The sequence below is a fragment of the Autumnicola aciditolerans genome (assembly GCF_041679265.1).
Lineage (GTDB): Bacteria > Bacteroidota > Bacteroidia > Flavobacteriales > Flavobacteriaceae > Autumnicola.
Genome location: NZ_JBGFSM010000010.1, coordinates 86,803 through 98,832, shown reverse-complemented (window position 1 = coordinate 98,832; position 12,030 = coordinate 86,803). Strand labels below are relative to the sequence as shown.

Here is a 12,030-nt window from a genome sequence, read left to right as displayed (position 1 = left end):
CAACTATTTTTTTCCGGCTACAATCACGACTATTTCCCCTTTAGGAGGTTTTTCTGTATAATGCTGAAGCACTTCCGCAGCAGTGCCACGTATGGTTTCTTCATGTAGTTTTGTGATTTCCCTGGAAATAGAAACCTGGCGGTCCTCCCCAAAATAGGCTACAAAATGGCCCAACGTTTTTAATAATTTATGAGGAGATTCGTAGAAGATCATGGTCCGGGTTTCTTCGGCAAGCAATTTTAACCGGGTTTGCCTTCCTTTTTTTACGGGAAGGAAACCTTCAAAAATAAACTTATCGTTGGGAAGCCCGCTGTTTACCAGCGCCGGCACGAACGCGGTGGCGCCAGGAAGGCAATCTACTTCTACCCCGGCCTCTACACAGGCCCTGGTGAGTAAAAATCCGGGATCTGAAATTGCCGGTGTTCCCGCATCACTTATTAAAGCTATGGTTTCGCCACTTTTAATACGCTGCACAATCCCCTCCACCGTTTTATGCTCATTATGCATGTGATGACTGTGCATTTGGGTGGAAATATCAAAGTGCTTCAGCAGTTTTCCGCTGTTACGGGTATCTTCGGCCAGAATAAGATCGGCTTCTTTTAGAACCCTTATCGCCCGCAGGGTAATATCTTCAAGATTTCCTATTGGAGTGGGAACAAGAAAAAGCTTACCCATGCCTAAAGATGGTTTTCAATTTTTTTAGTTGAATTTATTTTCAATTTTTTCCCAGAAACGATGCTCCTGTTCTTCTTTTCCTTCCCAGTTGTTATAATCTGGCTTCACCACAAGCTGAATAAATTTATGTGCTTCTTCCAGGGAATCAAAAGTATTTAACTGGGAAATCACCCGGTTATAATCTGCTGTATTTCCTTCAAATAAATGTTTTATAAAAGAAAGGCGTTCATTCAGGCCAATGTTAATACCCTTCTTTAGCCTGTCGTTCAGCGATCTTGGGCGTTGCACCTTCCCGTTCTGGTTTACCGGCTCAAATTCTGGCAGGCTGTCATAATCTACTCCAAAATCATGAAAATCTCCTTGCCGTTTTTTTCTGTCTCCGGGCTTATTGGATTCATCGCTATGAGGCTGTGGTGAATCCCGTCTTAGCTGAGGCTGTGAAGTATGAGGTTGCGAAGGGCTTTTTTCCTGTGGAGGGGTTTGGTCCTGCGCTGGATTTTGAGACGGTGAAGGAACCTGATGTGGCCCCGGTTCTCTGGGTTTTGGCGGATGTGCAGCCCCCCCAGGAACCTGCTCTTCTGCAGGGGTAGACTCAAATAAATTATGAAACTGATCTGCTTCGGGAGGCATTTGCGAAACAATATTTTTAATTTTTTCCGTAGCAGGTTCGGTAATAGATTCAGAGTCGCTGTATTCAGTCCCATCCGGCGCAAAATAACTCGCACGCTCTTTGTCTGCTTCCCGTTTCCTTTGTTCCTGCTGAAGATCTTCTTTTGGTTCTTCCTTCTCTTTTTTCATTTGCGGCTGCGCTTCAGCCTCCTCCATAAACTTTTCGGTAAAAGCCAGCAATGTTAGTTTTTCATAAATCTTCAGAACTTCATTCTTCAGACTCGCTATATCATTATTAGATTTATTTTTTAAGATCTTTTCTGCAAGATGGTAAAGTTCCTGTTCTATCTTCTTTTTCATTTCATTAAATTTTGTGACATCAGACGATGATTCAGTTATAAAACAGCGGTTTTCTGGTTTTTTATTCTGAAATATTCACACCTGCGCAAAAATTTCCAGAGAAATTACCAATTCAAAATTTACCGCGAAGCTCGCTGCGGCCTTTTATAAATTTAAGGCTTAGCCCTTCGGCAAGGCTTGTATTTTTAATAAATTTGTTCCACCTTTATACGAAACGAGCTTATTCCGATTTCGATTTGAAAATTACAAAATGTTTCTCGAAAATACAGTAAATCACGAAGAGCAATTTGGGTGGATTGAGGTAATTTGCGGAAGTATGTTTTCGGGTAAAACTGAAGAACTGATCCGCCGACTCAAACGCGCTCAATTTGCCAAACAAAAAGTAGAAATTTTTAAACCTGCTATAGACATTCGTTACGACGAGGAAATGGTGGTTTCCCATGATGCTAATGAAATACGGTCTACTCCTGTTCCTTCTGCCTCAAACATCAGGCTTCTCGCCGATGGATGCGATGTAGTGGGAATAGATGAAGCCCAGTTTTTTGATGATGAAATTGTCACCGTTTGTAACGACCTGGCCAACCGCGGGGTTAGGGTGATTGTTGCCGGCCTGGATATGGATTTTAAAGGAAACCCTTTTGGGCCTATGCCAAACCTTATGGCTACTGCCGAGTATGTAACAAAAGTGCATGCAGTTTGTACCCGCACAGGAAATCTCGCACAGTTTAGCTATAGAAAAGCGGTAAATGACGATCTTGTTTTTCTTGGCGAGAATGAAGAATACGAGCCATTAAGCCGGGCAGCATACTACAAAGCGATGCTAAAAGAACGGGTAAGGAAACTGGAGGTGAATAACGCGCAGGAACTCAACCCGAAACCAAAGCAAAAAAATGCCTGAAGCACACGAAACAGTACTGGAAATAGATCTTGGCGCCCTTGCCCATAATTATAGAACCATTCGATCCAAAGTACCGGCCGATGTTAAATTTATGGCGGTAATAAAAGCTTATGCCTACGGAAATGACTCTGTAAGCTTTGCGCGAAAACTGGAAGAATTAGGGGCCAATTATTTGGCAGTGGCTTATATACAGGAAGGCGTGCGGCTGCGTGCCGCAGGAATCACCGCTCCGGTGATGATCTTTCACCCGCAAAAAGAAAATTTTGAACAACTTATAGAGCACTGCCTGGAACCAAGTCTTTACAGCGAGAAGTTACTGAGAGAATTTATTGCTTTTGCTGAAGAAAAAAAACAGAAAGACTATCCGGTTCATATAAAATTTAATACCGGCATGAACCGGCTTGGGTTTGCTGAAAAAGCAACCGAAAAAGTTTTTGAAATTCTCCGTAACACTTCAGCCGTAAAAGTACATTCTGTTTTTTCCCATCTTGCGGCAAGTGAAGACTGGAAAGAGCGGGAATTTACTTTAAACCAGATTAACAGGTTCCGCAGCATTGCGCAAAAGTTTATAGAAGAGTTCAGCTATGAACCTTTACTTCATATTTGTAATACTTCGGCTATTTTTAATTATCCTGAAGCTGCTTTAAGCATGGTGAGAAGCGGGATTGGTTTGTATGGCTTCGGAAATGATAAAAATATAGATGCAAATCTTAAACCGGTAGGAACCTTAAAAACCATTATCTCGCAGATACAACACCTGGAACCGGGAGACACCGTGGGCTACAACAGGACTTATAAAGTAGACAAACCTTCTAAAATAGCCACACTCCCCCTTGGATATGCCGATGGCATCCACCGCAAATATGGTAATGAAAAAACCGGAGTATATATTCACGGCCAGTTTGCTCCAATTGTGGGGAATGTTTGTATGGATATTATAATGATAGATGTTACTGAAATTGATTGCAAGGAGGGGGATGAAGTAATTGTTTTTGGTAACGTGCAACACGCCACAAGATTCGCAGAAGCCGGTAATACCATTTCGTATGAATTAATAACCGGCATTTCCCAACGCGTGACCAGGTTGATCCTTGAAGAGGAACAATAACTAAATTATATTTATCTTAGCACACTACTAATCAAATACTTATATCAAATGGCTTTTTTTAAAGATTTCAAGGCCTTTCTCATGAAAGGTGACATTATCGCCCTGGCTACGGCCGTAGTGATGGGAGCAGCATTCAACAAGATTATAGCTTCTGTGGTAGCCGATATCCTGATGCCTATAATAGGAGTGCTTACCGGCGGAGCAGACTTTTCCCAAAAATTCTTTGCGCTTAACGGGGAACATTATGAAACCCTGGAAGCCGCCAAAGAAGCTGAGGCTGCCGTTTTAACTTATGGCAATTTAATCCAGGCCATTATTTATTTTGTGATCGTGGCATTTTTTATATTCTTACTCCTAAGAGCTTATGAAAAAACCAAAACAAAGAAAGAGGCTCCAAAAGTAGCTGCGCCAAAAGGACCTTCCCAGGAGGAATTGCTTATTGAAATAAGAGACGAGCTTAGAAAAAATAATGCCCCACAGGCATAAAAATACGTGCACCGCTATACTGCACATTTTAGAAGTAGCAATTAACCTAAACCCCTTGCGAAGGTGAGGGGTCTTTTTTTAACAAAATGTACAAATTGGTTTAAAAAACTTACTTTCATGAATTTTAGGCGTTTAGTAGTGCTTCAGAATAATTTTGAATAATACATTTGCACATAAGAATTAGGAACCCGGATTTTTGAAATCTGTGAGGTCTCCTACTAAATAAAATTTATAAAATGAAAATAGCAGTAGTAGGCGCTACGGGAATGGTAGGCCAGGTAATGTTAAAAGTATTAGAGGAGAGAAATTTTCCTGTAGAGGAATTATACCCGGTGGCTTCGGAAAAGTCGGTTGGAAAAAAAGTGCAGTTTAAAGGCAGAGATTATGAAGTGATTGGACTTGAAACCGCTGTTTCAAAAAAACCTGATATCGCTATTTTTTCAGCTGGTGGGGGCACTTCTTTAGAATGGGCTCCAAAATTTGCCGAAGCAGGAACCACCGTGATCGATAATTCTTCAGCATGGAGAATGGATGCTTCTAAAAAACTGGTGATCCCGGAAATTAATGCCAAAGAACTGACTAAAGAAGATAAAATTATTGCAAATCCAAACTGCTCCACCATTCAGTTATTGATGGCCTTAAAACCACTGCATGATAACTATAAAATAAAGCGAGTAGTGGTTTCTACTTACCAGTCTATTACCGGAACCGGCGTAAAAGCGGTTCAGCAGCTGGAAAATGAATATGCCGGAGAAAAAGGGGAAATGGCCTATCCTTATCCCATCCACAGGAATGCATTGCCCCATTGTGATGTTTTTGAAGATAACGGCTATACCAAGGAAGAGATGAAGCTTACCAAAGAGACCAAAAAAATCCTGGGAGACGATTCAGTAAAAGTAAGCGCTACTGCAATCAGGATTCCGGTAGTTGGCGGCCACAGCGAATCTGTAAATGTTGAGTTTGAAGCTGATTTTGAAGAAAAGGAAGTTCGTAAGATTCTAAACGATTTTCCCGGCGTTACCGTGCAGGACAATCCAGATACCAATACCTATCCCATGCCTATTTATGCGGAAGGAAAAGATGATGTTTTTGTGGGAAGGATTAGAAGGGACTATTCTCAGCCAAACACCTTAAACATGTGGGTGGTTGCCGATAACCTTAGAAAAGGCGCGGCCACAAATGCAGTACAGATTGCGGAATATTTACTAAAAAATAAACTTGTGTGATTATTTTTTAAAACATTATTTTAGAAACGCCTGTAGGATCGTAACTTACAGGCGTTTTTTATAATAAACCCTATCTATGTATATGAAAAAAATTATAACCGGAATTCTCGCCATTGGCGCATTAGCTGCCTGCGATAATTCTAAAAATGAAAAAGAAGTAGCCTTGAATTATCCTGAAACTAAAAAAGTAGACACCACTACCAACTATTTTGGAACTGAAGTAAAAGACCCCTACCGCTGGCTGGAAAATGACCGAAGTGAGGAAACCGAAGATTGGGTGGAGGCCCAGAATGCGGTCACTTTTGATTACTTAAAAAGTATTCCATTTAGAAAAGAGCTTGAAAACCGCCTTTCTGAATTATGGAATTATGAAAAAATAGGCTCTCCTTTTACTGAAGGTAACTACATTTATTTCTATAAAAATGATGGTTTGCAGAACCAGTACGTGGTATACAGAAAAAAATCTGAAGATGCCGAGCCGGAAGTTTTCCTGGATCCCAATAACTTCAGTGAAGATGGAACCACTTCGCTTAGCGGACTTAGTTTTTCTGAAAATGGAAAAATGGCTGCGTATAGTATCTCTGAAGGCGGAAGCGACTGGAGAAAGATTATTGTAATGGATGCCGAAACCAAAGAGATTGCTGAAGATACCATCCGGGATGTGAAATTCAGCGGGGTATCCTGGAAAGGCAATGAGGGTTTTTACTATTCCAGCTATGAAAAACCGGAAGGCAGCGAACTTTCAGCTAAAACAGATCAGCACCGTTTATTCTATCATAAATTAGGCACCAAACAAAGTGAGGATAAACTCATTTTCGGGGGAACTGAATATCAAAAGCATCGTTATGTTGGTGGAAATGTGAGCGAAGACAATCGCTATTTGTTCATTTCAGCAAGAAATTCCACTTCAGGAGGAAAACTTTTTATGATGGACCTTTCTGAAAAGAACCCGGAATTAAAGGCTATTATTGGCAATGAGGATACCGATTCTTATGTGATCGATAATGAAGGCAGCAAATTATATATTGTTACCAACCTTGATGCCCCAAACCGAAGGGTGGTAACGGTAGATGCCGCCAATCCGCAGCCCGAAAACTGGGAAGATTTTATCCCTGAAACCGAAAACGTGCTAAGCCCTTCTACTGCGGGAGGATATTTTTTCGCGGAATATATGGAAGACGCTATTTCGAAGGTCAAACAATACGATTATGAGGGGAATCTTGTGCGCGATGTGGAATTGCCAGGCATAGGCTCTGCCGGTGGTTTTGGCGCCAAAAAAGACGAGGATGTGCTTTAAACGCCGGGAACCATCTATAAATATAATATTGAAGAAGGAACTTCAGAAGTTTATAACAAGCCTAACATCGATTTTAATTCGGACAATTACGAAAGTAAGCAGGTGTTCTTTACTTCAAAAGATGGCACCAAAGTTCCAATGATTATCACTCATAAAAAGGGACTGGAGCTTGATGGTAAAAATCCTACCATCCTTTATGGTTACGGCGGATTCAATATTAGCCTTACCCCATCTTTTAGCACCGCAAATGCCGTGTGGCTGGAGCAGGGTGGGATCTATGCTGTTCCAAACCTTCGTGGGGGTGGCGAATATGGAAGAGAATGGCACGACGCTGGGATCAAGATGAAAAAGCAAAATGTATTTGACGACTTTATCGCTGCTGCAGAATATCTTATTGACAACAATTACACTTCCAGGGATTATCTTGCCATTCGCGGTGGATCTAATGGCGGATTGCTTGTTGGCGCTACCATGACCCAGCGTCCTGACCTTATGAAAGTGGCTTTGCCGGCCGTTGGGGTGATGGACATGTTGCGCTATCACACCTTCACCGCAGGTGCGGGCTGGGCGTATGATTATGGTACGGCTGAAGACAGCAAGGAAATGTTTGATTATTTGTATGGTTATTCTCCTGTTCATAATGTGGAGGTGGGAACAGAATATCCTGCTACTTTAATTACCACAGGAGATCATGACGACCGAGTGGTACCGGCGCATTCCTTTAAATTTGCTGCTGAATTGCAGGAAAAACAAGCCGGGAACGAGCCTGTTCTAATTCGTATTGAAACCAAGGCGGGGCATGGCGCGGGGAAACCCACCAAAATGATCATTGAAGAATATGCCGATATTTTTGGTTTTACGCTTTATAATATGGGTTACAAGGTTTTACCAAATAAAGTGGAAGAAAAAGTAAAAGGATAACACCTCTTCTGAATACAAATAAGCTGTCCGGGGTTTTTCATAATGCCAGACAGCTTTTTTATTTTAAATTTTTTCAAGGTTTCCATCTTCATCAACCAGGTAAGCGTTCTCGGCCAATTCCAGGATTTCCTCTTTATCATCTGAATAGGCTTCAATAATGCGGAATTCCCCGTTAACGTCTTCTTGCAGCCTTCTTACTTTTTCCTGGTCGTTACAGGCTTTGCCTATCACTTCATAATTGCCGTTTTTAAACTCTGTTTTGGTCCCGAGCACCTTTACCGGCAATAAATCTTCCAGATATTTGGTATACACTTCAAAACCGCCGGTGATAATATACACCTCCACATCTTCAGCTTTAAACTTTTTAATATCCGAAAGCATTTTCTCCCGGAATTTATCGGGAAATTCCATATTCCAGAATTCCTCGGCATACCTTTTTACGGTATCTGGCGGAAGGTTTTTTAAGTAATTATAAAAATTCTCTTTAAAAAAGGTCTTGCTTATCACCTTCATTTTCCCCATCAATTTCAGCCCGGAAAGCTGGAATAAGTGAAGCAGCTTATAGCCCTTTTTGTAACAGATAAACTTGAAAAATTCATCTTTGGAAGATTTGTTATAAAGTGTTTTATTTAGATCATAAACTACAATTTTCTTCATCTGGACAGGTTTATGCTTCTGAAGGTAAATAATTAAGAATTACCCACCCGCAAAATTTGAAAATTGTAACTTAGAATTTTGAAATTTTTATGCTTTTACTTGATAATGTCACTTTTGCTTACGAGAAAGATCTTGTTCTGAAAAATATTAATCTCCGAATGGAAAAAGGTGAACACCTTTCTATTATTGGGGAAAGCGGCTGCGGAAAAAGTACCTTACTTAAAATTATATACGGACTTTTTGATGTTGAAGGTGAAATTTACAGAAACGAAGAACAACTTTTAGGCCCCGCTTTTAACCTGGTGCCGGGACACCCGTTTATGAAATACCTTGCCCAGGATTTTGACCTTATGCCGCCGCTAAGCGTAGCCGATAATGTAGGGAAATACCTCAGCAACATGTATCCCGTAAAGAAAAAACGGCGAATAATGGAATTGCTGGACGTGGTGGAAATGACAGAACTTAAAGACGTAAAGGCAAAAAAACTTAGTGGAGGCCAGCAACAACGAGTGGCACTCGCACGCGCCCTGGCTAAAAAACCGGAAATTATTTTGCTGGATGAGCCCTTTAGCCACATAGATCAATTCCGTAAAAATAATTTACGCCGTAAACTTTTTAGTTACCTTAAACAGGAAAATATCAGCTGCATTGTAGCTACCCATGACAGTACAGATGCACTTTCTTTTGCCGACAGAACCATAGTGCTGAAAAATCATGGCATTTACGCACAGGACACACCGCAGAACTTATATCAACACCCTCCAAATGTTTATGTTGCTTCCCTTTTCGGTGATGTAAACGAAGTGATGCTGAAGGATATAAAAGCTTCAGAAAAGAGCCGGAAAAAGATTATTTTGTATCCTGAAGAAATCAAATTAAGCCGAAATTCCAAAATAAAAGCTAAAGTCCAAAACTCCTATTTTCAGGGGAATTCCTGGCTGATAGAAGCTCAATTGAATGGAAGTACCATTTTCTTTAAAAATGGCACCGCATTAATCCAGGGTAAAAAAATTGGCCTGAAAATATCAGAAGGACTTATTAAATCCCGTTCCTGATTGACTTTTAGTAACAAATCTCACCGGTTGCGGGAACCAGTGAGCTCTCTTAAAAATTAGGTTATTCCACAGAAATAATATGATTGGTCTTCCCGTTAAAGCTAAAATCTTCCCCGGCTCTTTTGTTAAGCAGTAACTGCGCTATGGGGGAACCGGCGCCTATGCTAAAATAGGTCTCTCCTTCTACCTGGATTTGCCCGGCGGGAATCGTAATGAAATAATTCGCCATGTTGGTCTTAATAAGGCTTCCTAACTGAATTTCATCAGACGCGTTCCTTCTTTTCGCGCTTTTAAGCGTTTCTTTCAACATTTTAAATTGCTGTAATTGATTAGAGAGCTTATTCCATTCCAGGTTGATCATTTCCCTTCCGGTTTCATACTTATCTCCCGCGCTGCTTTTGGTTTCATTCTCTAGGTCGTTTTCCAGGTCCTCCATCGCAGTTAAAATCCGCTGCATTCTTTGTTCCACGTATTGTTCACAGGAACTATATAATTGTTGTTTTATCTTATTCATTTTCTTTCTAATTGATTTTTGGAAATTTTTGATTTTGAAATTCCTAGACGGTCAGGTTTCAATCCAATTTCAATTTCCCAAGGTTGCCCATTTGCCTTACAATCCAGGTTTTACGCTGCTGAATATAATTGCTGGCAGGGTTAGCCCGATATTCCCGCGGATTTGGAAGTACGGCAGCAATGGCCGCAGCCTCATAAGCCGAAAGGTTTCCCGCAGGCTTACCAAACCAGGCTTGTGCTGCAGCCTGGGCACCATAAATTCCCTTTCCCATTTCTATGCTGTTTAAATAAACTTCAAGGATTCTTTCCTTACTCCACAAAAGTTCTATTAAAAACGTGAAATACACTTCCAGGCCTTTTCTAAACCAGCTTCTTTGCGGCCATAAAAATACATTTTTCGCGGTTTGTTGCGAGATCGTGCTAGCTCCCCTCACCCGGTTTCCTTTTTTATTATTTTCTATCGCCTTTTCAATCGCTTTAAAGTCGAAACCGTTATGGTTTGGGAAATTCTGGTCTTCACTTGCCACTACGGCGAGCTGGAGCTTATCTGAAATTTCTTCCATAGGAACCCAATCGTGCCAAATATCTTCTTCGGGATGTTCTAAATAGCGAATCGCCATAAGCGGGGTGAAAGGCACCGGGACCCATTTATAGATAATTACCATAAACAGGGAAAAAAGAAATAGAAATCCTACCAGTTTCAGTAAAAACCTGAATATCCTTTTTATCATTTTATAAAAGTTCTGCAAGTTCCTTCCCAATAAGGCTGCCAATAGCAACTCCCATACCTCCCAGCCTCACGCCGCAGTAGACATTTTCTGAAATTTGCTCTACCACAGGTTTTTTTTGATCTCCCACTCCCATAATTCCGCTCCAGCGCTGATCGATTTCAAATTCGGTTTTAGGAAGGATCACTGTTTTTAGAAGTTCTTCCAGTTTATTCTGAATTAATTGAGTTTGGGCAATATCAGTAGTTTCTTCTCCTTTTAGATCCAGATTTCTTCCGCCGCCAAACAAAATACGATCATCAATATTCCTGAAGTAATAGTAACCTTTATCTATATGAAAAGTGCCCTTAATCTGTAAATTTTTAATCGGTTTGGTGATAAGCACCTGTGCCCTGGCAGGTTTTACAGCTTTTATGCCAAGTTTTGAAGCAAAACCATTGGTAGCAATAAATAGTTTGGAAGATTTTAAGCTGAAGTGTTCTGTTTTGATTTCAACCGAATCTGCATTTTCAATATATTCCTCCACCGTTACATTATTTAAAATCTTTACTCCTGAAGCCTGCACTTTTTTAAGCAGTTTTTCCATCATTCTTCCCGTATTCAATTGCGCCTCAAAACAATTATAAATAAGTTCATGCTGAATATTCTTAAAACCAAACAAGTTTCTCTCCAGGCTAAATACCAGGTCGTTAAATACCGGCCTTAAGATTCGGTTTATCCCGTCCATTTTGTTTAGGCAGTACTCAAAGCATTCTTTATCTTCCTTTGTAAAAAGCTCGTAACCGCCATAAGCTTTATATCCTATGGTTTTATCTCCCAGATTCTTTCTTAGTAACCCAAGGCCGTTCATTCGTTTCCTTATGAGCGAAATCACTTCTTCTTCAGAATGGGATTTTAGATCGTCCAGGATTTCTGAAAGGCTTCCAAAACATGCAAAACCGGCATTTTTTGTACTCGCCCCGTTGGGCAGAAATCCGCGTTCCAAAACTACAATTTTTGCCTTTGGGAATCTTTGCTTTAAGTACCACGCGCAATTTAGGCCCGTGATGCCGCTGCCAATTATGGTGTAATCTATATTAGAGAACCAGGTTTTGGTTTCCCAGTAGGAGAAATTCATCTTGATTTCTTTTGGATGAAAGTACAAAAAAGATCAATAGGTTTTTCCGATTTCACCCTTCCGTCTTCCCCTTCTGCCGAAGAGGAAGCCACCTTCCCTTGAAAGGGAAGGAGTTGTTTTAACTTAAAGCTTTATGAGGTTCTAATTTCCTTATGAGGGGCTCACCTACTTTTTAAGAAGGGGTGGCCAAAGGCCGCGGTGGTTGTCCCGATTTCACCCTTCCGTCTTCCCCTTCTGCCGAAGAAGAAGCCACCTTCCCTTGAAAGGGAAGGAGCTGTTTTAACTTAAAGCTTTATGAGGTTCTAATTTCCTTATGAGAAGCTCCCCTACTTTTTAAGGAGGGGTGGCCAAAGGCCGCGGTGGTTGTCCCGATTTCACCC

11 protein-coding genes and 1 pseudogene are annotated in these 12,030 nt (G+C 40.9%); 6 read left to right on the top strand and 6 right to left on the bottom strand.

Annotated elements, in window-relative coordinates; all coding sequences use genetic code 11:
- Window positions 1-3 precede the first annotated feature (3 nt).
- A complete protein-coding gene (gene rsmI, locus AB8M93_RS12270; protein ID WP_373058059.1) occupies window positions 4-675 on the bottom strand; it encodes a 16S rRNA (cytidine(1402)-2'-O)-methyltransferase in 672 nt (223 codons plus the stop codon).
- A 24-nt stretch (window positions 676-699) separates the two neighbouring features.
- Window positions 700-1,644 (bottom strand): DUF8457 domain-containing protein, encoded by a 945-nt coding sequence (locus AB8M93_RS12265; RefSeq protein WP_373058057.1) that lies wholly within the window; start codon window positions 1,642-1,644, stop codon window positions 700-702.
- A gap of 250 nt (window positions 1,645-1,894) precedes the next feature.
- Between AB8M93_RS12265 and AB8M93_RS12260 the strand changes: the two genes are divergently transcribed.
- The 5 genes and pseudogenes from AB8M93_RS12260 to AB8M93_RS12240 all read left to right on the top strand — a co-directional run bounded on the left by AB8M93_RS12260 (window position 1,895) and on the right by AB8M93_RS12240 (window position 7,580).
- Entirely contained in the window at window positions 1,895-2,542 is a 648-nt protein-coding gene (locus AB8M93_RS12260; protein ID WP_373058055.1) for a thymidine kinase, read from the top strand.
- Window positions 2,535-3,650, top strand: a complete 1,116-nt coding sequence (gene alr, locus AB8M93_RS12255) for an alanine racemase (RefSeq protein WP_373058053.1) — start codon at window positions 2,535-2,537, stop codon at window positions 3,648-3,650. The genes AB8M93_RS12260 and alr overlap by 8 nt, the downstream gene beginning before the upstream one ends.
- Before the next feature lie 48 nt (window positions 3,651-3,698).
- Window positions 3,699-4,136, top strand: a complete 438-nt coding sequence (gene mscL / locus AB8M93_RS12250; protein ID WP_373058051.1) for a large conductance mechanosensitive channel protein MscL — start codon at window positions 3,699-3,701, stop codon at window positions 4,134-4,136.
- A 236-nt stretch (window positions 4,137-4,372) separates the two neighbouring features.
- Window positions 4,373-5,362 carry an aspartate-semialdehyde dehydrogenase gene (locus AB8M93_RS12245; protein ID WP_373058049.1) on the top strand — a complete coding sequence of 330 codons (990 nt, stop codon included), beginning with the start codon at window positions 4,373-4,375 and terminating at the stop codon, window positions 5,360-5,362.
- 82 nt (window positions 5,363-5,444) lie between these two features.
- Window positions 5,445-7,580 (top strand): annotated as a pseudogene (locus AB8M93_RS12240) (prolyl oligopeptidase family serine peptidase).
- A gap of 63 nt (window positions 7,581-7,643) precedes the next feature.
- Here AB8M93_RS12240 and AB8M93_RS12235 read toward each other — a convergent pair.
- Window positions 7,644-8,237, bottom strand: coding sequence for an HAD family hydrolase (locus AB8M93_RS12235; protein WP_373058047.1), 594 nt, complete (start codon window positions 8,235-8,237; stop codon window positions 7,644-7,646).
- 89 nt (window positions 8,238-8,326) lie between these two features.
- Between AB8M93_RS12235 and AB8M93_RS12230 the strand changes: the two genes are divergently transcribed.
- Window positions 8,327-9,292: an ABC transporter ATP-binding protein gene (locus AB8M93_RS12230; RefSeq protein WP_373058045.1), complete on the top strand. Its 966-nt coding sequence runs from the start codon at window positions 8,327-8,329 to the stop codon at window positions 9,290-9,292.
- Between the two features lie 61 nt (window positions 9,293-9,353).
- Here the strand turns inward: AB8M93_RS12230 and AB8M93_RS12225 are convergent, their stop codons facing one another.
- From AB8M93_RS12225 to AB8M93_RS12215, 3 genes are read right to left on the bottom strand one after another with little or no spacing between them, the layout of a single operon-like run.
- On the bottom strand, window positions 9,354-9,806 hold the full coding sequence (locus AB8M93_RS12225; protein ID WP_373058043.1) for a transcription elongation factor: 453 nt from the start codon (window positions 9,804-9,806) through the stop codon (window positions 9,354-9,356).
- 58 nt (window positions 9,807-9,864) lie between these two features.
- Window positions 9,865-10,536, bottom strand: a complete 672-nt coding sequence (gene mtgA, locus AB8M93_RS12220; RefSeq protein ID WP_373058041.1) for a monofunctional biosynthetic peptidoglycan transglycosylase — start codon at window positions 10,534-10,536, stop codon at window positions 9,865-9,867.
- Between the two features lies 1 nt (window position 10,537).
- Window positions 10,538-11,650, bottom strand: a complete 1,113-nt coding sequence (locus AB8M93_RS12215) for an NAD(P)/FAD-dependent oxidoreductase (RefSeq protein WP_373058039.1) — start codon at window positions 11,648-11,650, stop codon at window positions 10,538-10,540.
- Window positions 11,651-12,030 lie beyond the last annotated feature (380 nt).

What these genes read in the sequence shown, in the direction of transcription:
- rsmI (WP_373058059.1), bottom strand. Translation starts at nt 675, where the DNA reads ATGGGTAAGCTTTTTCTTGTTCCCACTCCAATAGGAAATCTTGAAGAT.
- AB8M93_RS12265 (WP_373058057.1), bottom strand. Translation starts at nt 1,644, where the DNA reads ATGAAAAAGAAGATAGAACAGGAACTTTACCATCTTGCAGAAAAGATC.
- AB8M93_RS12260 (WP_373058055.1), top strand. Translation starts at nt 1,895, where the DNA reads ATGTTTCTCGAAAATACAGTAAATCACGAAGAGCAATTTGGGTGGATT.
- alr (WP_373058053.1), top strand. Translation starts at nt 2,535, where the DNA reads ATGCCTGAAGCACACGAAACAGTACTGGAAATAGATCTTGGCGCCCTT.
- mscL (WP_373058051.1), top strand. Translation starts at nt 3,699, where the DNA reads ATGGCTTTTTTTAAAGATTTCAAGGCCTTTCTCATGAAAGGTGACATT.
- AB8M93_RS12245 (WP_373058049.1), top strand. Translation starts at nt 4,373, where the DNA reads ATGAAAATAGCAGTAGTAGGCGCTACGGGAATGGTAGGCCAGGTAATG.
- AB8M93_RS12235 (WP_373058047.1), bottom strand. Translation starts at nt 8,237, where the DNA reads ATGAAGAAAATTGTAGTTTATGATCTAAATAAAACACTTTATAACAAA.
- AB8M93_RS12230 (WP_373058045.1), top strand. Translation starts at nt 8,327, where the DNA reads ATGCTTTTACTTGATAATGTCACTTTTGCTTACGAGAAAGATCTTGTT.
- AB8M93_RS12225 (WP_373058043.1), bottom strand. Translation starts at nt 9,806, where the DNA reads ATGAATAAGATAAAACAACAATTATATAGTTCCTGTGAACAATACGTG.
- mtgA (WP_373058041.1), bottom strand. Translation starts at nt 10,536, where the DNA reads ATGATAAAAAGGATATTCAGGTTTTTACTGAAACTGGTAGGATTTCTA.
- AB8M93_RS12215 (WP_373058039.1), bottom strand. Translation starts at nt 11,650, where the DNA reads ATGAATTTCTCCTACTGGGAAACCAAAACCTGGTTCTCTAATATAGAT.